The following is a 25,841-nucleotide window of genomic DNA, read 5'->3' as shown; positions in this document are numbered from 1 at the left end:
CAATGAACATCGATCTGGTGCCACTTTTAAAAGAAGCTTTAGATATTCTGGGATGCGATTCCTCTATTATTCGCGATATCGACCATCACTCGACTATTGAGCTGGAGCTGGAAGGGTTTCCCAGCCTGTTGATATCTCAGCAGGATGATAAGGCGATTTTGTGGAGCAAATTAGCCGAATACCATCAACAAAAGTTGCTGGCTGGCGCAGAGCAGATTATTGAACCGCTAATCACTCTCTATCCATGGGCGACTAATGGTCAGATTCAGCTGATTGAAAACGATAATTTTTTTGAACTAAGAGCGCCATTAAGTGAAGCGGTACTTACGGACAGTCAGGAGTTTGCTAATGCCCTGGTCGCTTTTTTCCGTCTTCTGGAGCTTTTTCATCAGGTTTTAAGGTAATGAAAGCACTCAGCTTAGCAGACTTCTTCCGTAACAGCGCCCGAATAACCGGCGTCAAAGGGTCGATCGTGACGGCGCCACTCAGACATTCGTTTATTGGCGAACAATGCCATCTATATCGTTGTCTGCAAGGAAAGAATGTGATTGCCTGCGCGGAAACAATCGCTTTCGATCACCGTGGCGCCGTCCTCTGTCTGCTGGGTGAAACCGGGGGCATTTCAACCTCCGACATCGTTGTTCCGCAAGGAAATACGTTTTCAGTTGCTTTATCGCCGGCATTGTTGGGGACGGTGATGAATGCACAAGGCGAGGTTCGTCAACGTATTAGCGCCAACCGGCCGCTGGATAACTTCAACGATTCACAATTGTGGCACATAACGCGCTCGCCGCCGGACATCGAGCAGCGCGCGCCGGTACGCGATCACTTTGTTACCGGCGTGCGGGCAATTGATGGCTTATTAACCTGCGGTAAAGGACAGCGTACCGGGATATTCGCCGCCGCAGGCGCCGGTAAAACAACATTAATGAGTATGATACTTAAATACTCCCAGGCCGACGTCTATGTGGTCGGTCTGGTTGGCGAGAGGGGGCGAGAGGTTACCGAGTTTTTATTAACGGGGATCCCGGAAGAGAAGCGAGATAACACCATTGTGGTGTACTCGACATCAGACAGTCCGGCCGTTGAACGCCGCAATGCCGCACTGCTGGCAACAACCATTGCGGAATATTTCCGCGATGAGGGACAGCATGTGGTGTTGATGATCGATTCTATGACGCGCTATGCCCGCGCGTTGCGCGATGTTGCACTGTCAGCCGGAGAAGTTCCTGCCAGACGGGGCTTTCCGTCCTCCGTGTTTGATGATCTGCCACGGATATTAGAAAGAACGGGTAATACGCGGCACGGTTGTATCACGGCTTTTTATACCGTGTTGCTGGAAGATGAAGATGAGGCTGATCCGGTAGGTGATGAGATCCGCTCAATTATCGATGGGCATATTTATCTTTCGCGCAAGCTGGCGGGTAAAGGTCACTTTCCGGCCATTGACGTATTGCGTAGCGTCAGCCGACTTTCCACTGCGGTGGCCGATGCTGAAACCCTACGGGCTGCTGCCAGCGTCAGAAATACGCTGTCGCGTCTCGAGGAGCTGCAGCTAATGATTGAACTGGGCGAATATCAGCCTGGAGAAAATGCGGCTACCGATGAGGCTATTGGCAAAAAGGAACAGATCATGAGCTTCTTATGTCAGCCGGAGGCGTGCGGTTCAGCGGCGGATGAAACAAAGGAGATGCTCTGTGCCTTACAATAAAATCCATAATTTATATCAGATTTATCATGACCAGGTTCAGTTTAAAAAAAATGCCTGCGTACAAAAAATAAATCAGCTGAAAAGTGACGTTGCGGGCTACCGGGCACAACGGGCTGTGCTGGCTTTGTCGTTATCCTCTCAGTGGCAGCAACTGGATGGCCAGGCCTTATCCCGAGAAGCAATTTTTGTCATTAAAAGGAAAGAGGCGTTACTGCTGGCAAATTATAACCGTATCGGATTAATAATAGAAGAATTAAAAGAAATAATAATATCTTCAGAAGCTGAAATGGCAGACCTTAATAAGGTGCAAATTGGCTATGCAAAGAAGAAAGAAAAATGGTCTTTTCTTAATAAGGAAGTAAAAAGAGTTAGGAAAAGAAAGGTTATGAGTAGAGAAGAGCTACATATTAATGAGAGCTTAACATGCAGAATGGAATTATTGCGCTAACTTGCGGCCAGAAAATCTCCACCAATAATAGTGGGGATGAAAAACTCTCGCTGGATCAGAGAATTGCGCGGGCCAAAAAAAAGCACCGCGAAGAGGATAGCGATGTCGCAGTGATGATTGCGCCCTTGTCAGAGCATCAGCCGGCGTATCCCGCTTTGACATTCTCGGTACAGTCCTCAGCCGAAAGCAAAATACTGGCCCAGAATAATCATCAGGATGCAGCTGGCAAACCCAATACTGATGGCAAAAAAGAGGCGCTGCGCTACCCGATCGATCGCGATCAGCCTGCATCCCCGCATGCCGTTAAAGGGCAGCGCGTTGCTGAACTTCACTCACAGTCGACCGTGACAAATATTCGCAGCGAAGCGCTGTTAGCGACGGTAAGTGAAAACATCGCGTCAAACAGTGATACGCAAAAAATGCCTTCATCATCCGCGCTAAAAGCCCTTGGGGCTGATGCTGTCGCTGGAGATCATGACACCGTAGCGGCAGCAAATTATGCAACATCAACGGTTCGGGATGCCTCAACCATTGCCGCCGCCGGACAACATAATGCAGCGCTGGTTCAGGATGCGACGAGAGAAATGATCGAGGGTGACAGAAATGAACCGCATAGTATGAATATTCATGCATCTGATCCCACGTTGCCCCAGGTCGCTGTTACTTCTCAAAAAAATAGACCGGATGCTCAATCAATGATGCGCGGGCCGGCCAATGAGACCGCCGGTCAAATCAGGTTAGCGGCATTAGAAAATATTTCGCCGGTTGAAAAACAGAGCGGAAGCGAAGTTTTATGGCGTTTTAAATTAAACAACAGCCACCTTGAGCATTCCGCCCGGGTGGTTATTACCCATGCCAGCCACGGTAACAACGCTGTTTATTCGGTAATGCCTTCCAGTAACGATGTCAGGCAGATGCTTGAGCTGCATAGACCACAGGAAGGCGTCGTTATCACGCCGGCGAAAATGGCCAGTGAGCAGCAACATCAGGGACGCAGTCGTGGGGACTATTTTGCTGATGAAGAGGACAGCTGATGCAACCTTTACCGCTGCGGAATGTTAGCGTTAAAAAACAGGCAGTCATCCAGTACAGTTGTCTGCAAAATGTCCCCATCGCTTTTATACAGCCAGAAGCTGCACGGCGTTATATCTGTCTGGCAGCGAGGGGAGATGACCGCAACCTTACTGTTTACTGTACCGGTGAAGCATTACTAGAGGCCTGTCAGCTGACCGCCGACGTTTTTCCACAGCAATTGATAGATGAAGGATTACTGGCGCAGCTGGCCGTTGGATTTTTTTCTCAGAATAACCACGCCGGTCCTTTTGTTAATGGCGAACTTAAGCAGATTAGCTATGTGGCGACGGTTACTGGCGCAGAGATTGCCAACGAACTGGTAAGCTTTGCACAGGGCTTACATTTGGCGTGGTATCAGCTTTCAGACCTGACATTGCCCACTTATCGCAAACCAGCTGCAGCGGAAAAGTGGCGGGCATTACCGCTGAAGCTGGAGTTGCAGCTGGGTTACACCCTGCTGGCTAAAAAAGAGTTATCACGATTAAAAGCGGGCGATGTTTTATTAATGCAATGCATCAGAGAAGTGGCTCGCATTGGTCAACAAGAAATTTATAAGCTCCGATTAGAAGGTGATGATATGCATATAGAACAAACTGGCTATGATATTAATAAAATGGAAGGCGAAGCTGAAGAAAACGCCTTTTGCGAGGATTATCCTCTCGAAAATATAGAAGTAAAAGTTGATTTTATCGCCGGTGAAAAAATGCTGACAATCGGACAATTAAATCAGATAACCGTCGGTGACGTTATTACACTGGCTAAAAGTCGGCCTGAGACCCGTCAGGTTTTTTTGGTAGTGCAAAATAAGCGTGTTGCGACAGGTGAGATGGTATTACTGGATGACCAGTTCGCCGTAGAAATTACTCATGTGCAGGGTGCGCCAGCGAGCGAATAAGTAAAAATGTGGCAAATGAATGATATATCCCTGATAGCAATGTTAGGGCTGGCAACGCTGCTGCCGTTTATTATCGCGGGCGGAACCTGTTTTATTAAATTTTCAATTGTTTTCTCCCTTATCAGAAATGCGATCGGCTTGCAGCAGGTTCCTTCAACCATGACGCTGAACGGCATTGCCTTAATGCTAACTGCATTTATTATGATGCCAATTGCAAACAAGGGCTATGATTACTACCGCGAAGAAGGCGTAAATTTTAACAGCGTTGAATCCGTTGAGGGTTTTGTAAACAACGGACTTATTGATTATAAAAATTACCTCTACCAGTTTTCAGACAAAAAACTTTTAACGTTTTTCAATGATATTTATAACCAACGGAATGCCATTAATAAAAATGATGTTAAAAAAAATGCGCCAACAGTTGAAAACTCCTCTATTTTTTCATTGCTGGTAAGCTATGCATTAAGTGAGATAAAGAGCGCTTTTATTTTAGGTTTCTATATCTACCTGCCTTTTATCGTGGTTGACCTTTTAGTGTCAAATATACTGTTGGCATTAGGTATGATGATGATGAGTCCCGTAACGGTATCATTACCGATAAAACTCATACTCTTTGTGGCCGTTGATGGCTGGACGAAGGTGGCCACCGGAATGGTTATGCAGTACTCCTCTTTGTGGAAAACGGTAGGATAACAGCATGGATAACATTTTTTACCTTGGAAACAAAGCGCTATATCTTATTCTTCAGCTTTCAGCTGTGCCCGTTATTGTGGCCACGGTAGTAGGATTGACCGTCGCTCTCATTCAGGGCGTGACGCATATTCAGGAACAGACTTTACCATTTGGCATTAAATTACTCGCCGTTTGTTGCTGCCTGTTTTTTACCTCCTCCTGGTTTATCTCCAGCCTAAAGGGATTTTCTTTAGAAGTATTTAATATGGCGTTCAGGGTACCCTGAACAGGATTTGACTGATGGGTATTTATAGCGAGTTTAATCAGGTTATTCTGCTTATCATTATTGGTATGGCCCGGATATTGCCGACATTCATATTTCTTCCCTGGTTTAACAATCAGTTAATGGGGGGGATGATTGTTAAAAATGTCATCATATGTCTGATCGTGCTGGGCCTGTACCCGATCATTAGTCAGGATATCACTGAACTTAATTTTGAGTCAGCTATCCCTATCATTGTGAAAGAACTGATCATCGGTTTGCTGTGCGGGTGCTGCCTGGCATTACCTTTCTGGGCCGCCCTGGCCATTGGAGAAATTATTGATAACCAGCGTGGGGCAACTATCAGTAGCACGATGAACCCGGGCATCGGTGTTGAAACCTCGGTGATGGCCAACTTTATGAACGTGTTTTACAGCGCTATTTTTATGCTTAGCGGCGGCATGGTTACTCTGGTTAAAGTCTTATACCAGAGTTACATCCTGTACCCGCTTGATATGCCTATCAATACCAACAAAGAAACCTTCATCAGACTCGCATCGTTAATTAATGAGATGTTGCTAAAAGCTGTGATTTTAGTCGGGCCGGTACTGGTATCGTTATTTCTGGTTGAAAGCGCAACGGGCATTTTGTCACGCTTTGCACCACAGCTGAACGCATTTTCAGTGGCGTTAAGCATCAAAAGCTTTATTGCCTGTAGCGTATTGCTTATTTATCTTACGCAGATTATCGCTCCTCAGCTTTCAGGGCAGGATCTTTTATCGTTGTTATCCGGTAGGTTGCAACCCTGATGGAGCAAAAAACTGAAAAACCTACCGCAAAGAAAAAGAAGGATGCGGCGAAAAAAGGGCAAATTTTTATAAGCCGCGAGCTGGTTAGCTGGCTTATCATCATCGGCGTAGCGGGTTTTGTCTTTTCAACCATCAATCGCAGTGACCTGATGTTCACCTTCGATTTATTCAACCAGGACGGGCTTGCCATGCCGCTGGGAGATTACATCCGGATGATGGCGGTGACATTTTTCAAGTTAATCGCGGGCATCGTTGGGGTATCGTTAGCGATCACTATCCTGCCGACATTAATGCAGACTAGATTTCATCTGGCCACAGAAACCATCCGCATTGATTTCAGTAAGCTGAATCCCGTTGCCGGTCTGAAGAAAATAGTCAGTATCCGAACATTGAAAGAAGCAATTAAGGCTATTTTATATCTGACGGGCTCCCTGGCGGGCGCGGTACTTTTCACCCAGGTCCATAAAGCAGAAATTTTTGCCTTTCCTCATTATGATTTGGAACAATACATTGTTAAATGGCGTGCGCTGTTGCCAGTTTTGTTTTTTTACATGCTGTTACCCGTTTTGTTCGTCGTCGCGATTGACGCTCTCGCTGAGTTTTTCATGTACATCAAAGAACTGATGATGAGTCGCCATGAAGTAAAACAAGAATATAAAAACATGGAAGGTAATCCGGAAATAAAGCGTCATCGTAAAAAGGCGCATCAGGAACTGCTGTCTGAACAAACTAAAGCAGATATAAAAGGCTCAAAGTTTATTTTGGCAAACCCGACGCATATTGCTATCGGGATCTATTTTAATGATGAGATCTGCCATTTACCTTTTGTTTCACTGGTTGAGCAGAATGCCAGAGCAGTGACGGTTATCCGCTACGCTGAAAAACACGCTATCCCTGTGATAAGAAATATTCCGTTAGCCCGGCGTATATTTAAAACGGCAAAGCAATACCAGTTTGTTGATCCTGACAACATCATGGAAATAATGAAAATACTGATATGGCTGGCACAGGTCGAACAGCACTGGCAGGAAAATGATGAGGCGTCCGCTGAACAGGAAAGCGAGGGCGCTGAGCATCCTGACAGTGATGAGAGTCAGCATGAAAACAAAGAAAACAAAGAAAACAAAGATGATTCAGTCAGCTAGCGGATATGATGTTTTATCTAAAAAAACACGCCGACGAGTTATCGCTGTCGTCATACTTGGTTCAGGTTTACTAACGACTTTTGCAGTAAGCGCAGCAACATGGTGCTTCACTGATGCAAATGGCATTACGCAAATGGCGGATAAACCGCGCCATCGCGGATTTAAAAAATGCGCGGCCAGCCTGACGCTACCGTCGGCTATCAGAAATCAGCTGCAGTATTACCAAAAGGCCGGCAGTATTGAGGTTCCTCAAAAAAACAGCGGACAGCGTGCAGTATTGCCGGCCAGTGCCAGACAACGTCGACAGAGAGATCGCTGGGACGGCATTATCAATAACTATGCAAACCGTTACAAGGTGAATCCGGCGCTGATTAAAGCGGTTATCAGCGTAGAGTCGGGCTTCGACCCTAAAGCAAAGTCATCCGTTGGGGCAATGGGGCTGATGCAAATCATGCCTGAAACGGCTAAGTGGCTGATTACTAAGCTGGGGGAGGCCGATGGACGTTACGATCTGCACGATCCCGAAAAGAATATTCAACTTGGCGTCTATTTTATTGCGCTACTGGCTGAACGCTATAATAACGATCTGGAATTAGTTTTAGCCGCTTACAATGCAGGTCCTGGCGCCGTAGATCGCTACAATAACCGTGTTCCACCTTATCGCGAGACGCAGCAGTATGTTGAAAAAATAATTTCATATTATCAGAAATATAAAATCTGATACTTTGTTTATCACCATTCGCTTTTACAGGCAGTTTTTGCAAGTTACCGGGCAGGGTTTTAAGCATAATATTAATCATTAATAAATGTAAGTTAATAAAGGATGAATTTATGATTGTTTCTTATCCAGTTACGTCAACGGCCATATCTGTTCCATCGCCAGTAGAATATGATAAAAATGCGTCTGCTGAACAGCGGGAAGGTCAATATGAAAGCGAAATGGTATTGCTAAATAATAAACTTTTTGATCATCTTGATGATCTAAAATCAATTCAGCCAGATGATGAAGGCAATATCATTGACGCTGAGCCAGCCGAAAAAGCACTTGGAGAAGCCTTATCAGGCATTATAAAAGCAAGAGAAGAGAAAAATCCACAAAGCAGCTGGGAAATCTATGAGTACTTGTCTGATAATCTGACGTATTTACAAGAAAATTATATGGATTGTTATAGTAAAGCCACTGGAAAGTATCAGGATTTCATGAGTGATTTTAATAAACTTAAAACGGAGATGTCAGGATTCACTACGCCCGGGAAAGATGACGTTAAAGTGGATCTGAAAGGTCTTTATAAGAAACTGAAAGATTTTAAGGAAAAATGGGAGAAGTCTGGTCAGGCATTGTTGCAATTTCCTGCCGACGAAAAAGGTAAAGAAACGGCAGAATACTGGAAGAAACAGTTGGGAATTGATTATAAAATAGTGGACGGTAAATATACTTTTCTTGCTAAAACCGGGCCAATTGATACGATGATGGAAGCCCTTAAAAAAATGGGTGATGTAAATAAAGACGGAGAGGTAACGTTATCAATGGCACGATTTAATGAATGGCAAAACAGCATTAACAGTGCTAATAGTACTGTCGAAAGTGATACGCAAATAATGAGTCAGAAATTCTCCCAAGCAAACACTATATTTAACAACCTGACAAAAATTCTTTCCTCTACGATTGACGCTCTCTATCAAACGGATAAAGAGTTTTTGAGGAATTGATTCGGAGTTTTAACTATGCTCATTAACAATCATCTCAGTATGAGTGCCACAAAAAATAGCAGCAATAAAGAAGATGTTATCTCAATAGAGCAGCGCATGCTTCAGAAAAAAGATAAGGAACAACCAACGACTAAGCCTGTTCCTGAAGAAGATAAAAACAAGGAGATACTTCAGAAGCTGATGTTTCAGATAGTGATGAATGATTTTATGACATTCACCTTTAGCCCTGATGAAGACCAGGAACTAGTCAAAGAGTGGTGAAAATGCTTCATGCCAGACTGTGAGTAGCAGCTGGCATGACATTAATAAAAGCATACTATTAATTACAGGCAATAAATGCCAGCCTGACGCGCGAAGTCAATCAGCTGTGCATTGCTACTGAAATTCATTTTTTTCATCGCGTTATACTTATGAACTGCAACGGTCCCGACTGAGCGCTTGAGGCGTGAAGCAATTTCTTTCAGGCGCATCCCCTCTGCGTAGAGTTTTATAACCTCAAACTCGCGAGGGGTTAATGATGTTGGCGCAGCGTTCATTTTTAGGTTGCTAAAGACATCCTGAATGGCGGGAGAGAGATAACATGTATTTTTTTTGTATATCGATGAACATTGATTAGCAATTGTTTTAAGCGCTAACTGAAGATCGTCCCGCTTACTGATAATTCCTGCCAGAGGCAAGCCCATCAGCTGATTAAGGGTAAGCGTATCTTTCATATCGCTGAAAATAAATATATTTTTAACTTTCCCGCTGTCACATATCTTTTTAATCAGGCGATAACCATCGTCATTACCACCAAGTGAAAAATTATAATCAGTCAGCAATACATCTAATGATTTATTATTTTCGCTAACTTTTTTCACTAGCTCTTCGCCTGTATTTGCAAAGAAAACAGGTGAAAGACGACTGACTTTACTTATCTCGTTAATCATAGCACTGGTAATAAGAGGATAAGCATCTGCGACGGCAATGCTAAGCTTTTTATTTATTATCATGAAATAACACCTCAGTTTTTCTTATCTCTGGTTAAAATGGTTAAGCACTCACTTACAAACCACAAATACTACAAAGAAGCGCCATCGGCTTACATATAAAAAAACGGAAGAAAACCTTATATTTTCATGATGCTATCAGGAAAGATGATTCCATGCTTATCGTGCATTATTCCTGCCTTTAGTGCGAATTGTCCCATTGCTCTCTGCACAAGCCGCAGCACTACGCCGCTTCAGCATCGCTGATTCAAATGAAATTTAGGTTTTTATCATAAGATAATCTCGTGCTGCGTGATGTGGCTGTTTGATGAGTGTGATATTGTCGCGATGTTCAGTTACCTTCTACATTCGGCAGTTTTCGTTTACCCCGGAGATACTGCGGCGTCTGAGCGTAGGTGCAGGTAAGTTGAATCACCAGGCAAAAGTAAGTTTTATGATGATATTAGTACAAGGCGAAGTATGAGCACTATCAATTCAGATATCCGTTACTCCGGTCTGAATCCGGTTACGATAACGCATTTAGACTCTTCCAATAGCAATGCAGTTGGCGGAAAAGTCGATGAATGGGCAAAACAAACATTACCAAAGCCAATAGCAGTGATGATGCATCGCTTTTTATGCTGGCTTTCACCCGGTTTAGCTGCAAATGATCTTAAAAATAGTTTGATGCATACATTTACTTCCAGACGCATTAATTTGCATGATAGTTATGCAAGTCCGGACGACAGATTTACTGCATTTAAAGAGCTGGGAAGAGAAATAGCCGATTATAATAAAAACAGCCATGAGAATAAGATTAATGTCACGGCTAGCGTTCAGATGCAGGACTATCTCTCCTTAACTATATCACAAGGAAAACAGCGTTTTTTCCAGATTGATATCCCGATGAAAGATAATGTTACCTCTGACAAGGACTCAATTGATAGAGTATTATCCTACCTGAGTTGTTTTTCAAGCATCGAAAATATTCAAACTCAAAGGAAACCCTCAGAGCTCTATTTCGATATATTCATTGGTGATAACAAAATAGCTGATAACCTACATTATATTGAGGCTAAAAAATTCCGCGCCTTCGATGGTGAATTAAAACTTCTCAGCGGGGAAGAAATCGCTCTGGGTGACTCAATTAGTGCATTGTCAAACAAAGATAGTCTTCGTGGCAATATCACTTCATTTAACAGTGACAAGTATTATGATGACCTGAATGTAAACGGATTTCAGGAAACCCGACGCGTTGTTACGGGTTTGACCGGGATTGCTTATTCCCAATTAGTCACTGATGCACAAAAAATTCAGGCCTTTGATATTTTAAATACGCCTGTTTCAGGTACTAAGTTTAAAGACTGGGCAACTCCGAAACCGGTTGCATCGACTTATGAAAAATCGAGTAATGAAGAATTGTACTCGCAGAGTAAGGAGAAAACAATAAATGAACTTACAGGCCTCCTGGATAGAATCGATAACTTATTTTCTGAGGTCATCGGTCCGGTAAAATTCTTATTAACCAACGAGGAATAGTTCTTTCCTCTGAACGGCGGGTTATATCCGTGCAGGAATAGAAATCTCAACCTCATCATTAGAATATTAATTTTCTCTGGGTGTAAATCCGGCCACAGTTAAAAATGTCGCCGGATTATTTTCCGCTGAGAGATTAACGCTTAATTACCAGTTCGCTGATTATCAGATTTTCGTTAACCGAATAGAGGTATTTGATGCCAACAATAAAGCCCGCTATTTTACCTGCTACGCCTCTGCTTACTGAAGGCAAAGAGATTCAACCGGAAAGCAAATTTCTGGGCACGATGGATCGTCTGGAGGATGCTTTTCCCAGCAGGATACTACCTGATTATCTCAGAGGGGCGCTGCCTGGCGAGGGGATTTTATCAGCTTTTAACGCCCGGCTTGATGATAACTATCTTTATTCACTGAACGCGCAGACCTGTATTATCATGACGCTCTATAACCCTGCGAACACAGCAGGCGCAGTTGTTCACTTTGACCATAATATCTCCTCACTTATCGATGACGCTGTAGCCACCATTCTTGCAAAATTAGACGCGCCCAGGGGGAGTGGACTGATATCCACCCTTTCCGGCGGTGTATGGCTTATGGGGGGAGAAAGTATCGGCGAAACGGTAAAAAATAGCTTAAGAAAGTATGATATACATCCGTCATGGCAACAGTGGTCATTATCTCCATGTCTGGTGCATAACTATGGCGTCGTGCTGAATCTTGAGCAGGGCGGTGTTGATGTATTTGAGCATTCTATTTCGACACTTGACCGGTTTTTAACGCCATTACTCAGTGAAGCCAGCCGAAGTCGCCAGAGCCGACCGGAAATTCAGCGGGCTAATACATTCATGGCGCGTTTTAGATTGCCGGCTATAGCAGAAGGCTATGCCGGGTTGCATTATGCCGATGGCAGAAGCAGAGGGAAGATAACAGAGAGCGACATTAATAACTTTCGTATTAATATACATAGCATGATCTGATGCCTTCAATGGTATGAAGCCTGTATTAGCAGCGTTGTCTGGCATCCTTTGCCGCCTGTCGGTTAGCTATCGTCTATTCTCCCGGGCCGCTCAGCTAAACCGGGATACTACATTTTGCTACTGTCCCGGAGCGCGCGGATATGCTGATGAAAACATTCTTCACAGTATCTGTGATCCGAACTGTACCACTCACGCTTTTTATGACACTGCTGGCAGCAACGGGATGATGTATGGCGCTGAGTGATGATATCAATTAGCGCCTCGGTATTCGTCTGGCAGCTAAAGCGCGCTCTGACATCTTTCTGGCCCGCCAGCGCATACTCTCTCATCAACGCCGGCTGTGAGAGGGCAAAATCAATTGCCTGTGACCAGGCTTCGGCTGTGTCAGTGGTGACAATTATTCCGCTAACGCCATCAGTCACGGTTTCCGGTAATCCGCCCTGATTACTGATAATTACCGGGACAGCCAAGCCTAATGCTTCAATCTGCGCCATGCCGAGCGGTTCTTTTTTCGAAGGCATCACAACGATGCTGGCGCGCATTAGCAGGGCGGCGACGGAGGAAAGCTCGCCGATCCACACATTCGGCTGCAACCCATTGGCGGCAATATATTCACGCAGCGGCGCTTCATTGCCACTGCCGGCTATCACGTAGCGTACACCCGGCCGCTTTTTGACCAGCTCTTTGAGCGCATCAAGGATGATTCGATGGCCTTTTTCTTCGCGCAACATGCCTAACTGAACAATAACGTCGCCTGCATGGTGCTTTAGCCAGTCATCAAGCCCGGCGTCGAGGGGCAGATGCTGCTCCTGATCCAATTTGCTGAACGCGATACCGGGATAAACCACCTGCATTTTTTTGCCTGGGAAGTGGTCATGCAGCTTTTCGCTCATAAAACGGCTGGGAACCATCACCAGGTCAAGCGGAAGCAGACGATTAATCAGGCTGGCTTTTCTTGCCGTGTAGTAGGTACGCGAACGGATAAGTTTGGGTCTGTTCGCCATCAGCATTGTCGCGATGGACAAATTGTTGGCGTCATGGCCGCTGTGGCAGATGCAGGCGGCAGGGCGATACTGTTTTATCGCCTTGCGGATAATCGCAATGGTCGAGGGATGGCAGCTGTTACGAAAAGGGGCATTAATAATAGCCAGCTGGCGTAAGCGCGCTTCACTATCGATCCTGCTGTCTGCTTTACAGAACAAAAGGGTTGTAAAGCCACTTTTATTGAGCGATTCCATCTGCTGCAGCAGCTGCCACTCCTGACCGCCAATATTCTTAGAGCTTTCAAAAAAGAAAACATACTTTACATTTTTTTTCATTGTAACGTTTTACCCAAAGATAAGGAAAAGCTTATCAACCAGCAATGAAGAAAATAAGAAGGTCGATAATGAATAGATTTATATAGTTAATTGCATTTTATTTAGAAATTATTTAACAACATAAAATAACGCCAGGTAACGATTCACTTTAAAAGTGCTATCTTAGCCGATACCTACGCTTTCATTAAACTCGCTAAATTAGCTTTAATCAATAAAATCATAAACATAAAAAACATCATTTTTTGTCTTAGTTTTATACCAACCGAACGGGCAGCATCAGAAAAATATTATACGTTTAATTGTAACCTGGTGAGAAGCGCGAAACCAGACCAGTGAGACTTTTCCCTCTCTGTTTTCCAGGTGCTAATTTTTTCCAGCGCCCCCGTTAGCGTCTTCATCTTTTCCGGCTGCGAGAAACCAACGATCATCAGGTTAATAACCGGGGTAATGCGGTCCCTATGCTGAAAAAATGGCTTACTCAACAAACCTGATAACCAGCATGGCCATTCTGCTGAGCAGAGAAGCGCAGGCGGCGATGAACATGTGTAAAAAAATCTTTACATCTGTGTGCGTTTCCTCCAGATAAAGTGCGGTGAATTGCGTCAGGCGCCCACCGAACTGCCGGTTACGGTAATCATCGCGACATACGCTGTATTTGTCGGCAAAACGGTGACGCGTTGCATTAATGGATATATTTATTGCCGGTAGTGGCGAACGGGCTGCTAATAGCCGGTTTGGCGTTTAAAACATAAGGCTTCGCGCAGCGTCGCCTGCGCTGGCCGTGGTTTTTATAAAAAGGATTCACAAACTCAAAAACAGGTATATCATATGCATCTTATTGCATCGTTTTGACTGAGTAGCCTCGTTCAGAACGGTAAAAATAAAAGGAGAGAATTATATGCAACGGATTTTGATTCCTGCCGATTATATCCACACGCGCTCAACGCCTTTATGGACCAAAGAAACTGCGCCTGCCTCAATCTGGCGACGTCATCTTGATGCTGGCACGCGGCAGGGGGTTTTCCCGCGCCTGAGCGTACTACAGGGCGCGATAAAATATTATGGCTATGCCGATGAAACCAGCGAGGCGCCGGTTGAAACGCTGACAATAGAAGCCGGGCAGTTTGGCGTATTTCCCGCGGAAAAGTGGCACCGGATTGCAGCCTTGAGCGACGATACGCTGTTCAGCGTTGATTTTTATGTAGACCCAAAAATTCTGATGCAAGGATGAGGACAGGATCATGACCAATGAAAACGCCGGCTATTCTCTGGCTATCGTCAGTGGCAACAACGGTGAGAAAAGAGAAAAACGCTATCTTAAACCGATGTCACTTTATGTCCCTGCGGTTGCTGCACAGGAAGTTGCCGGACTACTCAATCAGCTATCTGAAGCAGGCAGAGACGGAGATGCTTTTATGCTGACCGTAACTAATAACAATAACGGCGTGTCGGTCGACATGGATTTTTCCAGCCTGACGGCTTTGCAGGAGCCAACCATCGCTGCCGATGCGGTCAAAGAATTAATTAATATCGTTCGTGGTTATGAATCAGATGAAGAAACCAACGTCTGCGGCTGGTAACACCAATCTGTAAATCAGCCTACATTTTGTGCAGCTTCCATTAAGGAGACAGACACCATGACTATTCCACAACATTTTCGCCATACGCGCGCAACGCCATTCTGGGACAAAACCACCGTTCCGCAGGCGCTACTTAATCGCCACAATACCAAACAAGGCGTATACGCGCGGCTTTCTGTAATGCGCGGCGCGGTGAAATATGTTGGTTTTGCCGATGAGCAGGCGCAGGCAGCGGAACGCGAAGTGGTTATCAAGGCCGGGTGTTTTGCCATCAGCCCGCCACAGTACTGGCATCGCATTGAGCTGCTGACTGATGATACCTACTTCAATCTTGATTTTTTTGCCGCCGACGCTGACCGGAGATAGCCGCGTTAACGCTAACCCCAGGGTGATGCTATGCACAGCAGTGAGAAAGCCGGACATACCTTTTTAGCCAGTCTTGGAAAAACCCGCTTGCGCCCCGGGGGGATCGAGGCCACCGAGTGGTTACTCAGTCAGGTACGGCTGACGCCGGAAACCAAAGTGCTGGAGATTGCCTGCAACATGGGGACGACGTCGATTGCGCTGGCGCAGCGTTTTGGCTGTACGGTCTTTGCCGTTGATATGGATAAAAAAGCACTGGATGCGGCGCGGCAAAACGTCGCCGCTGCCGGGCTGGAAGATAAAATCCATATTTCTGAAGCCAATGCCAGCAAGCTGCCATTCAGTGATGAAAGCTTTGACATCGTGATTAATGAGGCAATGCTGACAATGTACGTGGATAAAGCCAAAGTGAAACTGGCAGGCGAATACTATCGCGTGTTAAAACGCGGAGGCCATCTTCTGACCCACGATATTATGTACACTGGCAGCGAGCTGCAAGAAAGTCGACACGCCCAGTTAGAGCAGGTGGTCAAGTCCAACGTCAGCCCGATGACTAAACCCGGATGGGAACAGCTGTTTCTTCACTGCGGCTTCCACAAGGTATACAGCCAGTACGGAAAAATGTCGCTGATGTCGCCGGGCGGATTGATCAAAGATGAAGGCGGACTGCGCGCGCTGAAGATTATCTACAACGGCTTGCGCACCCGCGCTAACCGCCAGCGCTTTATCGCGATGTTTCGCTTTTTTCGCCGCAACAGCCGCCGCCTGAACTACATCGTTTGCTGCTCACAAAAATAAGCGGCCTTTGCATCATTTCAGGCAGGTCAACCCGCTAATGCCGGAAGAGTGAGCCGGCGATGCCGTATTTCGTGCGCAAAAGCGATAAAAAATGGCCTGCGGCTGAAGGTAATTTCTTCTGCGTTTTTCACTCATCTGAACTGAATATCGCCGTTAAATAGCGATTAATCCGCCGTTATCCGCAAAACACAACCTTTGCTATTTATAAGCTAAGTAAAGCCATTTTTGTCATTTTCATTCCCGCCGGCTTAAGTGCTAGAAAAGATCCTGTTATTGCACATCTTTTTAATCATAACCGGGCCTGTCGCAGCGCCTGCGCGTCTGGCTGACGGGCTCCCGGTGACTGAAAATTAATACTGGGGAATGAATGAAAGCGCTGGTTTTACATCAACATGGTGACAACGATAAGTTCATATTCGAAGCAAACTTTCCCGATCCCGAACCTGCCGCCCACGAGGTGATTATCGCCGTCAAAGCCGCTTCGCTAAATTATCACGATATTTTCACGCGCCGCGGCATGCCCGGCATCAACTTACCGTTTCCAATTATTATCGGCCTTGACGTTGCCGGCGAAATTATTGCGGTCGGCAGCGCGGTTACGGCGTGGCAGCCGGGAGATCGGGTTGTCGTCGATCCGATTAACCGCATTGACGGCGGCCTGGTGGGTGAAACCACCCACGGTGGCCTGGCGGAACGCTGCCGGGTTGCCGAACATCAGCTGATCCGACTGCCGGACAGCGTCAGCTTCGCCGAAGCGGCGGCGCTGCCGGTGGCTTACGGTACCGCCTGGCGCATGATGCAGCGTATCGGACGCATTCAGCCAGGGGAAAAGGTGCTGATCCTCGGCGCCAGCGGTGGCGTTGGCGTTTGCTGCGTGCAGCTGGCGAAGCTGTCCGGCGCGACGGTCATTGCCTGTGCCGGCAGCGAAGAAAAGGCACAGCGGCTGCGCGAACTGGGCGCTGATGAAACGATTCTCTACCAGCAGGAAGATTTTACTAAAGCCATCTGGCAGCGCTATGGCAAACCTGCCCGCCGCCGCGGTAGCGCAGAGCCGGGCGGGGTTGACGTTGTGGTCAACTTTACCGGCGGCGACAGCTGGGTGAAGTCGCTGAAGGTGCTGCGCATTGGCGGACGCGTGCTGACCTGCGGCGCGACGGCGGGCTTCGCGCCGCCGGAAGATCTGCGCTACATCTGGACCTACGAGCTACAAATCCTTGGCTCCAACGGCTGGGAGCGCGACGATTTGACCGCGCTGCTGGCGGCGATTGAAAAGGGCGATCTTAAAGTGGTCATTGACCGCCAATGGCCGCTGGAGCAGGGCGCACAGGCGCTGGCGTCGCTGGAGCAGCGCCAGGTGATCGGCAAGGTGATCGTGGCATGAGCAAGGTTCTCAATAAAGACGATTTAGCCGCTATATTCGCCGCCTCACCGTTTATCAACTGGCTAAACCTGCGGGTTGTCGCCATTGATTATGAGGCGCAGACCCTTGACGTTGAAGTGCCGATGCGCCCGGAGTTTGAGCGTAAAGCCGGTAGCGGGCAGTGGCACGGCGGGCCACTGGCATCGGTTATCGACACCGTGGGTGATTTCGCTCTCGGCATGCTGCTGGGGCAGGGACTGCCAACGATTAACTTTCGCGTCGATTATCTACGTCCGGCTATCAATACCGATCTTCAGGTCATCGCCCGCGTCAGACGGGCAGGCCGCAGCGTGGGCGTCGCCGACGTTGATGTTTTTAACCACAGCGGACAGCTGGTAGCCATTGGCCGCGCCAGCTACGCCACGCTGTTGAACACACCAGAGAAGAAATCATGACGATCAATAAAAAACGACGCCAGCTGATTACGCTGGCGGCAGGCGGCGCTGCGTTAGGCGTTGCCGCAAAGGTAGGCGGTTTTAACCTGCTTGGCAGCGCGCTGGCTGCGACGGAAACAGGCACTGCGGCGCCAAAGCGCGGCGGTACCCTGGTTATCTCCTGGGGCGGGCTGGAGCCGCAGTCGCTCTACGTTCCCGGTGGCGGCGGTTCTGCGCCTTTTCAGACCTCGACAAAAATTCTGGAACGTCTGCTGAAGCTTGATGAGCAGCTGGTATTTCAGCCAGCGCTGGCCGAGGAAGTGACCCCGGCCGCCGACTTTAAAAGCTATACCATCAGGCTACGTAAAAATGTCAGCTGGCATGATGGCAAACCCTTTACCGCTGATGACGTGGTGTTCAACGCAATTGAGCACTGGAAAGCGATCTCTGCCGGTATTGCCTTAAAAGCGCTGGAAAAGGCGGAAGCAATCGACCCGCATACGGTAAAGCTGACCTTCTCGGTGCCGGTACCGGCGTTTTTTCTTAAATCCACCCTCGCCGGTCAGTATCAGCTGGTATTGCCAAAACACCTGTATCAGGGGCAGCCAATTATTACCAATCCGCTGAATAACCGGCCGGTCGGTACCGGGCCGTGGAAATACGGCAATTGGGTACGCGGCAGCTATGTTGAATACCAGAGGAATGAAAAATACTGGGGCGCGTGTCAGCCCTATCTTAATAAGCTGATCGTTCGCTGGTGGGGCGATGCCGCCTCGCGCACTGCCGCACTGGAAACCGGAGAGCTGCAAGTCGGCTATTCCAATCCGGTACCGGCGCGCGATGTCGACCGGCTGGTAAAAAGCGGCAATATCGTACTGGATACCCGCGGCTACGAGAACTCGGCCTGGACGGTGACGATTGAATTTAATCAGCGCCGCGAACAGGTTAAACGCCGCGAAGTCCGTCAGGCGATCCTGCACGCTATCGATCGCGACTTTATCCTTAACACCATCTATTTTGGCCGCGGCAAACCCGCCATTTCGCCGATATTCAGTAGCAACTCGCTGTTTTTCACCCCGGATGTCCCAACCTATGCTTTCGATCCCGATAAAGCCAAACAGCTGCTTGATAGCGCCGGCTTAACGGAAAAAGACGGTAAGCGCTTTACGGTTAATCTGCTGGCGGCCGCCTGGTTTGAAGAGAACGCTAAGCTGGGCCAGTACCTGAAGCAAGCGCTGGAGGACGTCGGGATCGCCGTCAATCTGGACGCCGTCGATCGCGCCACGGCGCTGAAGCGCATTTACAGCGATTACAACTTCGATATTGCCATCTCTAACTTCACCGCACCGATTGAGCCCGTGCCAACGGTAACGCAGTTTTTTACCTCCGACGGCATCGTCAAGGGCGGCGCTTTTCGCAATGCAACCGGCTACCAGAGTGCCGAAATGGATAAGCTGGTAGCGGCAATGACCGTGGAAACCGATGAGGCTAAGCGTAAAGAGCTGGTGCATCAGTTTGCACGCCTGGCCAGCACCGACGTGCCGATCGTGCCGCTAATCGAGATGCAATCCTATACCCTGGCACGTAAAAACGTACGTAACGTCACCACCGATGCCAACGTGCAGGGCACCGCACTCAACGATATCTGGCTGGCGGAGTAAGTCTGATGCACACATTGATCCTGCGCCGGCTGCTGCAGGGCATTCCGCTACTGGCGGGCGTGATTGTGATTAACTTCGCGCTGATGAAGCTGGTGCCCGGCAGCCTGCTGGACGTTATGACCGCAGAGCAGCAGGTCACCGATCCGGCGATGATCGCGCGCCTGCGTCACCTGTACGGTCTCGACCAGCCGGCCATTACTCAGCTGTTTAACTATCTGTGGTCGGTATGCAAGTTAGATCTGGGATTTTCATTTCGCCAGAACATGCCGGTACTGGACGTGATTCTCGCCCATTTACCGGCCACCCTGATCCTGATGCTGGCCAGCATTGCGCTGGCGGTACTGGTTGGCGTTAGCGCCGGGGTTCTGGCGGCCGTACGGGTTAACAGCTTCTGGGACTCGCTTATCTCCACGCTGGCGGTGATCTGCTTTGCCGCGCCCAGCTTCTGGCTCGGCATCATGCTGATTATTCTGTTCTCGGTGAAGCTGGGCTGGTTCCCGGTCGGCGGTATGGAAACCATCGGGCTGACGCTCTCGCCCTGGGGCGAGGCGCTGGATATTCTGCATCACCTGGCGCTGCCGGCCATCACGCTCGGCCTGTTTTACGCCGCAACCTATGCGCGCGTCATGCGCGCCTCGATGCTGGAAGTTGGTCAGATGGACTATGTGCGTACCGCACAGGCCAAAGGGCTTAGTCGCCTGCGGGTTACGCTGCGCCATATGCTGCGCAACGCGCTATTGCCGGTAGTGACCCTGCTTGGATTGCAGCTGGGGACGGTACTCGGCGGCAGCATCGTGATCGAGGCGGTATTCAGCTGGCCGGGAATTGGTCAGGTACTGTTTGATAGCGTTATGAGCCGTAACTATCCGCTGATCCTCGGCATTCTGGTGCTGAGCTCGCTGTTGGTGATAGTGATCAATATCGTCGTCGATGTTGCCTATGCGCACCTTGACCCGCGCGTGAGGCGTTCATCATGAGTGAAGATATCACCACTTATGCCGGTCGTACCCGGCGGCAACTTCCGCGCTGGCTGCGTCAGTTTTTACGTCATCCCGGCGCGGTCTGCGGCGCGCTTATCGTTGTCGTGATGGTGGCAATGGCGCTGAGCGCCGACTATTTCTATCCGAAGAATCCGCTGCGTATCGTGGCGATGCCGGAAATCTGGCCGTTTACCGACCCCCGTTATCCCCTGGGCACCGACTCCCTTGGGCGTGACATCGCCGCGCTGATCGTCCACGGCGCCAGGGCCACGCTGCTGATCGGTCTGGCAGCAAGCCTCGCCGCTACCCTGATTGGCGTCAGCATTGGCGCTGCCGCCGCCTGGTTTGGCGGCTGGGTGGATGAAACGCTGATGCGCGTAGCCGAACTGTTTCAGGTGATCCCAAACGTGGTGTTTGTCCTGACCGTTGTCTCGGTGCTGGGGCCGCATATGGTGAATATCATTATCGCCGTCGGCCTGGTCTCCTGGCAGCCAATTGCCCGTCTGACGCGTGCGGAGTTCCTCTCCTGGCGCGACCGCGAGTTTGTGCAGGCCTGCCGCGCCAGCGGCATGGCGGATTATCAGATAGTGATAAAAGAGATCATGCCCAATGTGCTGCCGCCGGTAATCGTATTGGCTTCACTGGTCATCGCTGGCGCCATTTTGTATGAATCCGTGGTGTCGTTTCTCGGCCTTGGCGATCCCAATCTCGCCAGCTGGGGCAGGCTGGTTGGTGAAGGGCGTACTTTAATCCGCTCGTCCTGGTATATCTGCGCGGTGCCGGGGGTAGCCATTATGCTGGCGGTGCTGGCACTCAATCTGGTCGGCGACGGCCTGAACGATGCGCTCAATCCTAAGCTGCGAGGACGTGACTGATGAGCTTACTCGACGTACAGGATCTGACGCTTACGCTGCGCAGCGCGGGGAAAAATATTACCGCGCTCAACCGGCTGACGTTTCATCTGGACGCCGGCGAAACGCTGGCTGTGGTGGGTGAGTCGGGCTGCGGTAAGTCAATGACCGCGCTGGCCATTATGGGACTGCTGCCCGCCGCCAGCGCGCGCATTACTCATGGCAGCATCCGCTTTGATAATCAGGATCTGACCCGGCTGAGCGTCAGACAGTATCAGCAGCTGCGCGGACAGCGTATCGCAATGATATTTCAGGATGCAATGAGCGCCCTTAACCCGGTTAAAACCATCGGCTCGCAGCTAATGGAGGTGCTACAGGTTCACCTGGGCATCAGCCGTCACGCGGCGCACGAACGGGCAATTGCGCTGCTGGCACGGGTAAAAATCCCCGACGCGGCGCGGCGCATGACCGATTATCCCCACCAGCTCTCCGGCGGCATGTCGCAGCGCGTGATGATCGCCATGGCGATTGCCTGTGAACCGCGGGTGCTGATTGCCGATGAGCCAACCACCGCCCTCGATGTCACCATTCAGGCGCAGATACTCCAGCTGCTGCGCGATATTCAGCGCGAAACCGGTATGGCGCTGCTGCTGATTACCCACGACCTCGGGGTGGTGGCTGCCATGGCGCAGCGGGTGGCAGTAATGTACGCCGGGCGGATTATAGAGCAGGCCAGCGTGCTCGCGCTGTTTGATAATCCCATTCATCCCTATACCCAGGGCCTGCTGCGCTCAACGCCGAAAAGCGGTCAGCCAGGAGAGCGGTTATACGCAATTCCCGGACGGGTGCCGCCGCTCAATGCCTTACCTTCCGGCTGCGCCTTTCGCAACCGCTGTCCGCTGGCGCGCCAGGCCTGTAGTGAACAGATACCCGAAATTCATAGTCCGCGCCCGCAGCATGGCGCTGCCTGTTTGGTCAACGCGCCAGCGCAGCGCGGGGAGGAACCTTATGACTACACTGCTTGATGCTGAAAATATCTCGGTGCGCTATGCCAGTAAAGGCGGCTGGGTTCAGGCGGTCTCCGACGTCAGCCTGCAACTGAATACCGGCGAAACCGTCGGGCTGGTCGGCGAATCAGGTTGCGGTAAATCAACCCTCGGCAAGGCGCTGATGCGCTTACTGCCTGCCGAAGGACATTTGCGGCTTAACGGCGATGATGTGCTGGCGCTACAGGGAAAGCAGCTGCTGCCTTTTCGCCGTCAGGTACAGATGATGTTCCAGGATCCGCAAGGATCGCTGAATCCCCGCCAGCGCGTCGGAACCAGCATTGCTCGCCCGCTGCAAGTAGCAGGCTGGTCGAAAGCGGCGATTCAGGCGCGCGTCAGCCACCTGCTGGAAGAGGTCGGTTTGCCCGCGTCTGCGGCGACGCGCTTTCCCCACGAGTTTTCCGGCGGTCAGCGCCAGCGCATCGGTATTGCGCGCGCGCTGGCGCTGGAGCCCAACATCGTGATTTGCGATGAGCCGGTTTCTGCGCTTGACGTGTCGGTGCGCGCGCAGGTGATTAACTTAATGCGCGATATCCAGCAGCGTTCGCAGGTAACTTATCTGTTTATTTCTCACGATCTGTCGGTCGTGGAATACATCGCCCATCGGGTGGTGGTGATGTATCTCGGTCGGATTGTGGAAACCGGCCCGACCGCGGAGATCTGGCAGGCGCCTGCGCACCCTTATACCCGCGCGCTGCTGGCCGCAGCGCCGGTTGCCGACCCGCGTCATCCCCACAGCGACACCCTGCTGGAAGGGGAACTGCCCAGCCCGCTGAACCCGCCTGCGGGTTGCGCATTTCATACCCGCTGCCCCCATGCACAGCCATTGTGTAAGCAGCAGCGCCCACAACTTAAATCGTTAACTTCAGAGCGACAGGTGGCCTGTCATTTCCATCTGAGCTGACGTCGGAGCCTACCATTATGAGTCACACCGTACGCAATCTTGGCGATCTTAGCGATCGCTCGCTGCCGCAGGAAAGAGTCGCCATTATCGACCTGCGCGATCCGCAGCAGCCGAGGGAATATAGTCACCGGCAGATGGATGAATTAGCCGGAGGCGTTGCCCATTTTCTGCTGGAGCGCGGCTATCAGCGCGGCGATGCCATTGCCATTGCCGCCCTTAACCGGGCGGAATATATCGCCGCTTATTTCGGCATTATGCGCGCCGGACTGGTCGCGGTGCCGCTAAACATTAAAGTGCCAGCAGATACGCTGCATTATTTTATTGATAACGCCGCAATCAAGCTGGTCTTCGCTGATGATGAACGCACGCGGCTGCTCGACGGCGTGGTGCCGGTAATTAGTTTTGATGACCTGTCACCAACGGGTTTTGCCGCACTGATCCAGCCGCAGGCTTTTACCAGCGTAACGCCGGCAGCCGATGAACTGGCGATGATGCTTTATACCTCCGGCTCCACCGGGCGTCCCAAAGGCGTCCCACTGACTCATGCCGGTCAATCCTGGGCGTTGGATGCCACCCGTTTTGGCGGCGTGGAGCCGGATGCGGCGCAGGCGCGCTATATCGTGGCGCAGCCGCTGTTTCATATGAACGGACTGTTTTTGGTCAAAAGGGTATTTGCCGCTAATGGCCTGCTGGTGGTATTGCCAGCGTTCAATATGGAAAGCTACCTGCAGGCGCTGTCACACTACCGGATTAATATTGTCACCGCCGTACCGACCATGTTCGCCCGCCTGCTGCGCGATCCGCACATCAACCGCTATGACTTCAGCGCGCTGCACAAGGTGATGCTTGGCTCGGCGCCGATTACCCTTGGCCTGCTAAATCGAATTAAAGCCGCCTTTCCCGGCGTGGTTATTTCGCACGGCTATGGCACCACCGAGGCGGGACCGGCGGTATTTGGCCCCCATCCTGACGGCCTGCCGACGCCACCGTTGTCGCTCGGCTACCCGCTGGAATCCGGCGAGGTGAAGTTTGCCGACGGCCAGCAGGGCGATCAGGGGGTGCTGATGATGCGTAACCCGGCGGTGACGCCGGGCTATCATCGCCTGGCGGAGAAAAGCGCAGAGGTGTTGCAGGACGGCTGGTACTACAGCGGCGACGTGATGCGCCGTGACGAAAACGGCTTCTATTTCTTCGTTGGCCGCGCCGATGACATGTTTGTCTGCTCCGGAGAAAATATCTATCCCGGTGAAGTGGAAAAAATACTCGAATCCCATCCGTCGGTGCGCCAGGCCTGCGTGGTGCCGCTGCCGGACGAAGAGCGCAGCCAGGTGCCGGTGGCGTTTGTCGTGTTACAACAAGGGCAGAGCGTCACGCGCGAAGCGCTCAAGCAGCATGCGCTGGCCCAGGGGCCGGCCTATCAGCACCCGCGTCGTATTGCGTTTATTGCCGAACTGCCCTGGGCGGCGACCAATAAAGTCGATCGTCAGTCGCTGCGCCAGCTGGCGCTGACGCTTGAGCAGCAGCAGCGCTGGGAAGCGCCGATGCCGGAAGCTCAGCATGGCTGAGCTGAATAATAAAACCGCGCTGGTGACCGGCGCCAGCGGCGGTATTGGCCGCGCTATTGCCCGCCAGCTGGCGGCCGCTGGCGCGCGGCTGTTGCTGCATACCCACCATCAGATTGAAAGCGCAGAGCTGTTAGCAAAAGAGATTCGTCAGTCCGGCGGTGAGGCCAGGGTGCTGCAACAGGATTTATCGCAGCCAGGCGCCGCTGCCGCGCTGGCTGACAACGTAAAACGACTAACGCCGCATCTTGATATTCTGGTTAACAATGCCGGAAAGGGCGGCAGGAAGCCGCTGGAGACGCTCAGCGAAGCGGAGTTTGGCGTTTATCTGCATATCAACCTGATTGCACCGATGTTTCTTATCCAGCAGTTGCTGCCTGTTATCCGCGACGGAGGGCGCATTATCAATATCTCGTCGATTGGTACCCGCTCCGCCTGGCCGCAGATGGCGGCTTACGCGCCGACCAAAGCCGCGCTGGATGCCCTCACGTTACTGCTGGCACCTCAGGTAGGGGAACGACGGATCACCATCAACAGCGTCCGCCCCGGCGCGACCGCCACGGCAATGAATCCCGCTGCGCAGGATGCACACCTCGCGGCGGAAACCGCCAGGCAAATCGCGCTGGGCAGAGTGGGGCAGCCTGAAGATATCGCAAAGGTTGTTGCCTTTCTTGCCAGCGAAAACGGCGGCTGGATAACCGGGCAATATATCGATGCCAGCGGCGGGCAGCGCTTGTAGCGGCTGTCAGCAACGAAGCAGCCGCTGCTGACAAAAA

General features: G+C 50.3%; 29 protein-coding genes. 27 read left to right on the top strand and 2 right to left on the bottom strand.

Features of this window, described 5'->3' with window-relative positions; genetic code table 11:
- Nucleotides 1-2: 2 nt before the first annotated feature.
- The 12 genes from BTJ39_RS03605 (at nucleotide 3) to BTJ39_RS03550 (ending at nucleotide 8,987) form a co-directional block, all read left to right on the top strand.
- Nucleotides 3-404 carry an InvB/SpaK family type III secretion system chaperone gene (locus tag BTJ39_RS03605; protein ID WP_078001311.1) on the top strand — a complete coding sequence of 134 codons (402 nt, stop codon included), beginning with the start codon at nucleotides 3-5 and terminating at the stop codon, nucleotides 402-404.
- The gene (locus tag BTJ39_RS03600) at nucleotides 404-1,711 is read left to right on the top strand and encodes a FliI/YscN family ATPase (protein ID WP_078001310.1); all 1,308 of its coding nucleotides are present in this window, start codon (nucleotides 404-406) and stop codon (nucleotides 1,709-1,711) included. Before BTJ39_RS03605 ends, BTJ39_RS03600 begins: the two co-directional genes overlap by 1 nt.
- Nucleotides 1,698-2,159, top strand: coding sequence for a hypothetical protein (locus tag BTJ39_RS03595; RefSeq protein ID WP_078001309.1), 462 nt, complete (start codon nucleotides 1,698-1,700; stop codon nucleotides 2,157-2,159). Before BTJ39_RS03600 ends, BTJ39_RS03595 begins: the two co-directional genes overlap by 14 nt.
- A complete protein-coding gene (locus BTJ39_RS03590; protein WP_078001308.1) occupies nucleotides 2,135-3,193 on the top strand; it encodes a hypothetical protein in 1,059 nt (352 codons plus the stop codon). Before BTJ39_RS03595 ends, BTJ39_RS03590 begins: the two co-directional genes overlap by 25 nt.
- Complete coding sequence (locus tag BTJ39_RS03585; RefSeq protein ID WP_078001307.1) at nucleotides 3,193-4,128, top strand: FliM/FliN family flagellar motor switch protein; 936 nt, start codon at nucleotides 3,193-3,195, stop codon at nucleotides 4,126-4,128. Before BTJ39_RS03590 ends, BTJ39_RS03585 begins: the two co-directional genes overlap by 1 nt.
- 6 nt (nucleotides 4,129-4,134) lie before the next feature.
- Nucleotides 4,135-4,821 carry an EscR/YscR/HrcR family type III secretion system export apparatus protein gene (locus BTJ39_RS03580; RefSeq protein ID WP_078001306.1) on the top strand — a complete coding sequence of 229 codons (687 nt, stop codon included), beginning with the start codon at nucleotides 4,135-4,137 and terminating at the stop codon, nucleotides 4,819-4,821.
- Nucleotides 4,822-4,825: 4 nt separating this feature from the next.
- Nucleotides 4,826-5,086, top strand: coding sequence for a type III secretion system export apparatus subunit SctS (gene sctS / locus BTJ39_RS03575; RefSeq protein ID WP_078001305.1), 261 nt, complete (start codon nucleotides 4,826-4,828; stop codon nucleotides 5,084-5,086).
- 14 nt (nucleotides 5,087-5,100) lie between these two features.
- Nucleotides 5,101-5,871: a type III secretion system export apparatus subunit SctT gene (gene sctT, locus BTJ39_RS03570; protein ID WP_078001304.1), complete on the top strand. Its 771-nt coding sequence runs from the start codon at nucleotides 5,101-5,103 to the stop codon at nucleotides 5,869-5,871.
- Nucleotides 5,871-7,016 carry an EscU/YscU/HrcU family type III secretion system export apparatus switch protein gene (locus BTJ39_RS03565; protein WP_078001303.1) on the top strand — a complete coding sequence of 382 codons (1,146 nt, stop codon included), beginning with the start codon at nucleotides 5,871-5,873 and terminating at the stop codon, nucleotides 7,014-7,016. Before sctT ends, BTJ39_RS03565 begins: the two co-directional genes overlap by 1 nt.
- Nucleotides 6,970-7,737, top strand: a complete 768-nt coding sequence (locus BTJ39_RS03560) for a lytic transglycosylase domain-containing protein (RefSeq protein ID WP_176110209.1) — start codon at nucleotides 6,970-6,972, stop codon at nucleotides 7,735-7,737. The genes BTJ39_RS03565 and BTJ39_RS03560 overlap by 47 nt, the downstream gene beginning before the upstream one ends.
- Nucleotides 7,738-7,847: 110 nt before the next feature.
- Nucleotides 7,848-8,726, top strand: coding sequence for an IpaD/SipD/SspD family type III secretion system needle tip protein (locus tag BTJ39_RS03555; protein ID WP_078001301.1), 879 nt, complete (start codon nucleotides 7,848-7,850; stop codon nucleotides 8,724-8,726).
- Between the two features lie 15 nt (nucleotides 8,727-8,741).
- Nucleotides 8,742-8,987, top strand: a complete 246-nt coding sequence (locus BTJ39_RS03550) for a hypothetical protein (protein WP_078001300.1) — start codon at nucleotides 8,742-8,744, stop codon at nucleotides 8,985-8,987.
- A gap of 62 nt (nucleotides 8,988-9,049) precedes the next feature.
- Here the strand turns inward: BTJ39_RS03550 and BTJ39_RS03545 are convergent, their stop codons facing one another.
- Entirely contained in the window at nucleotides 9,050-9,718 is a 669-nt protein-coding gene (locus BTJ39_RS03545; protein WP_078001299.1) for a response regulator transcription factor, read from the bottom strand.
- A gap of 456 nt (nucleotides 9,719-10,174) precedes the next feature.
- Between BTJ39_RS03545 and BTJ39_RS03540 the strand changes: the two genes are divergently transcribed.
- Both BTJ39_RS03540 and BTJ39_RS03535 read left to right on the top strand, forming a co-directional pair.
- Nucleotides 10,175-11,233 carry a hypothetical protein gene (locus BTJ39_RS03540; protein ID WP_139356304.1) on the top strand — a complete coding sequence of 353 codons (1,059 nt, stop codon included), beginning with the start codon at nucleotides 10,175-10,177 and terminating at the stop codon, nucleotides 11,231-11,233.
- Between the two features lie 194 nt (nucleotides 11,234-11,427).
- On the top strand, nucleotides 11,428-12,207 hold the full coding sequence (locus BTJ39_RS03535; RefSeq protein ID WP_078001297.1) for a hypothetical protein: 780 nt from the start codon (nucleotides 11,428-11,430) through the stop codon (nucleotides 12,205-12,207).
- A gap of 107 nt (nucleotides 12,208-12,314) precedes the next feature.
- Here BTJ39_RS03535 and BTJ39_RS03530 read toward each other — a convergent pair whose 3' ends face one another.
- A complete protein-coding gene (locus BTJ39_RS03530; protein ID WP_078001296.1) occupies nucleotides 12,315-13,526 on the bottom strand; it encodes a glycosyltransferase family 4 protein in 1,212 nt (403 codons plus the stop codon).
- An 898-nt stretch (nucleotides 13,527-14,424) separates the two neighbouring features.
- On the opposite strand from BTJ39_RS03530, the gene BTJ39_RS03525 reads away from it, so the two are divergent.
- From BTJ39_RS03525 to BTJ39_RS03465, 13 genes are all read left to right on the top strand, one after another.
- Nucleotides 14,425-14,757 (top strand): TehB family protein, encoded by a 333-nt coding sequence (locus BTJ39_RS03525; protein WP_078001295.1) that lies wholly within the window; start codon nucleotides 14,425-14,427, stop codon nucleotides 14,755-14,757.
- Between the two features lie 10 nt (nucleotides 14,758-14,767).
- Nucleotides 14,768-15,106 (top strand): DUF1869 domain-containing protein, encoded by a 339-nt coding sequence (locus tag BTJ39_RS03520; RefSeq protein ID WP_078001294.1) that lies wholly within the window; start codon nucleotides 14,768-14,770, stop codon nucleotides 15,104-15,106.
- A gap of 57 nt (nucleotides 15,107-15,163) precedes the next feature.
- Complete coding sequence (locus BTJ39_RS03515; RefSeq protein ID WP_078001293.1) at nucleotides 15,164-15,472, top strand: TehB family protein; 309 nt, start codon at nucleotides 15,164-15,166, stop codon at nucleotides 15,470-15,472.
- Between the two features lie 30 nt (nucleotides 15,473-15,502).
- A complete protein-coding gene (locus tag BTJ39_RS03510) occupies nucleotides 15,503-16,267 on the top strand; it encodes an SAM-dependent methyltransferase (protein ID WP_078001292.1) in 765 nt (254 codons plus the stop codon).
- A 367-nt stretch (nucleotides 16,268-16,634) separates the two neighbouring features.
- Entirely contained in the window at nucleotides 16,635-17,648 is a 1,014-nt protein-coding gene (locus BTJ39_RS03505; RefSeq protein WP_078001291.1) for a quinone oxidoreductase family protein, read from the top strand.
- Nucleotides 17,645-18,082 (top strand): PaaI family thioesterase, encoded by a 438-nt coding sequence (locus BTJ39_RS03500; protein ID WP_078001290.1) that lies wholly within the window; start codon nucleotides 17,645-17,647, stop codon nucleotides 18,080-18,082. The genes BTJ39_RS03505 and BTJ39_RS03500 overlap by 4 nt, the downstream gene beginning before the upstream one ends.
- Entirely contained in the window at nucleotides 18,079-19,722 is a 1,644-nt protein-coding gene (locus BTJ39_RS03495; protein WP_078001289.1) for an ABC transporter substrate-binding protein, read from the top strand. The genes BTJ39_RS03500 and BTJ39_RS03495 overlap by 4 nt, the downstream gene beginning before the upstream one ends.
- A 5-nt stretch (nucleotides 19,723-19,727) precedes the next feature.
- Entirely contained in the window at nucleotides 19,728-20,699 is a 972-nt protein-coding gene (locus tag BTJ39_RS03490) for an ABC transporter permease (RefSeq protein WP_078001288.1), read from the top strand.
- Nucleotides 20,696-21,577, top strand: a complete 882-nt coding sequence (locus BTJ39_RS03485; protein WP_078001287.1) for an ABC transporter permease — start codon at nucleotides 20,696-20,698, stop codon at nucleotides 21,575-21,577. The genes BTJ39_RS03490 and BTJ39_RS03485 overlap by 4 nt, the downstream gene beginning before the upstream one ends.
- On the top strand, nucleotides 21,577-22,578 hold the full coding sequence (locus tag BTJ39_RS03480) for an ABC transporter ATP-binding protein (RefSeq protein ID WP_078001286.1): 1,002 nt from the start codon (nucleotides 21,577-21,579) through the stop codon (nucleotides 22,576-22,578). Before BTJ39_RS03485 ends, BTJ39_RS03480 begins: the two co-directional genes overlap by 1 nt.
- Complete coding sequence (locus BTJ39_RS03475; RefSeq protein ID WP_078001285.1) at nucleotides 22,562-23,503, top strand: ABC transporter ATP-binding protein; 942 nt, start codon at nucleotides 22,562-22,564, stop codon at nucleotides 23,501-23,503. Before BTJ39_RS03480 ends, BTJ39_RS03475 begins: the two co-directional genes overlap by 17 nt.
- A gap of 17 nt (nucleotides 23,504-23,520) precedes the next feature.
- Complete coding sequence (locus tag BTJ39_RS03470; RefSeq protein ID WP_078001284.1) at nucleotides 23,521-25,068, top strand: class I adenylate-forming enzyme family protein; 1,548 nt, start codon at nucleotides 23,521-23,523, stop codon at nucleotides 25,066-25,068.
- Complete coding sequence (locus tag BTJ39_RS03465; protein WP_078001283.1) at nucleotides 25,061-25,804, top strand: SDR family NAD(P)-dependent oxidoreductase; 744 nt, start codon at nucleotides 25,061-25,063, stop codon at nucleotides 25,802-25,804. Before BTJ39_RS03470 ends, BTJ39_RS03465 begins: the two co-directional genes overlap by 8 nt.
- Nucleotides 25,805-25,841: the final 37 nt, after the last annotated feature.

It is taken from the genome of Izhakiella australiensis (assembly GCF_002006995.1).
Taxonomy (GTDB): domain Bacteria; phylum Pseudomonadota; class Gammaproteobacteria; order Enterobacterales; family Enterobacteriaceae; genus Izhakiella; species Izhakiella australiensis.
The sequence above is the reverse complement of the archived record's forward strand: the minus strand, read 5'-3'. Positions and strand labels throughout refer to the sequence as shown.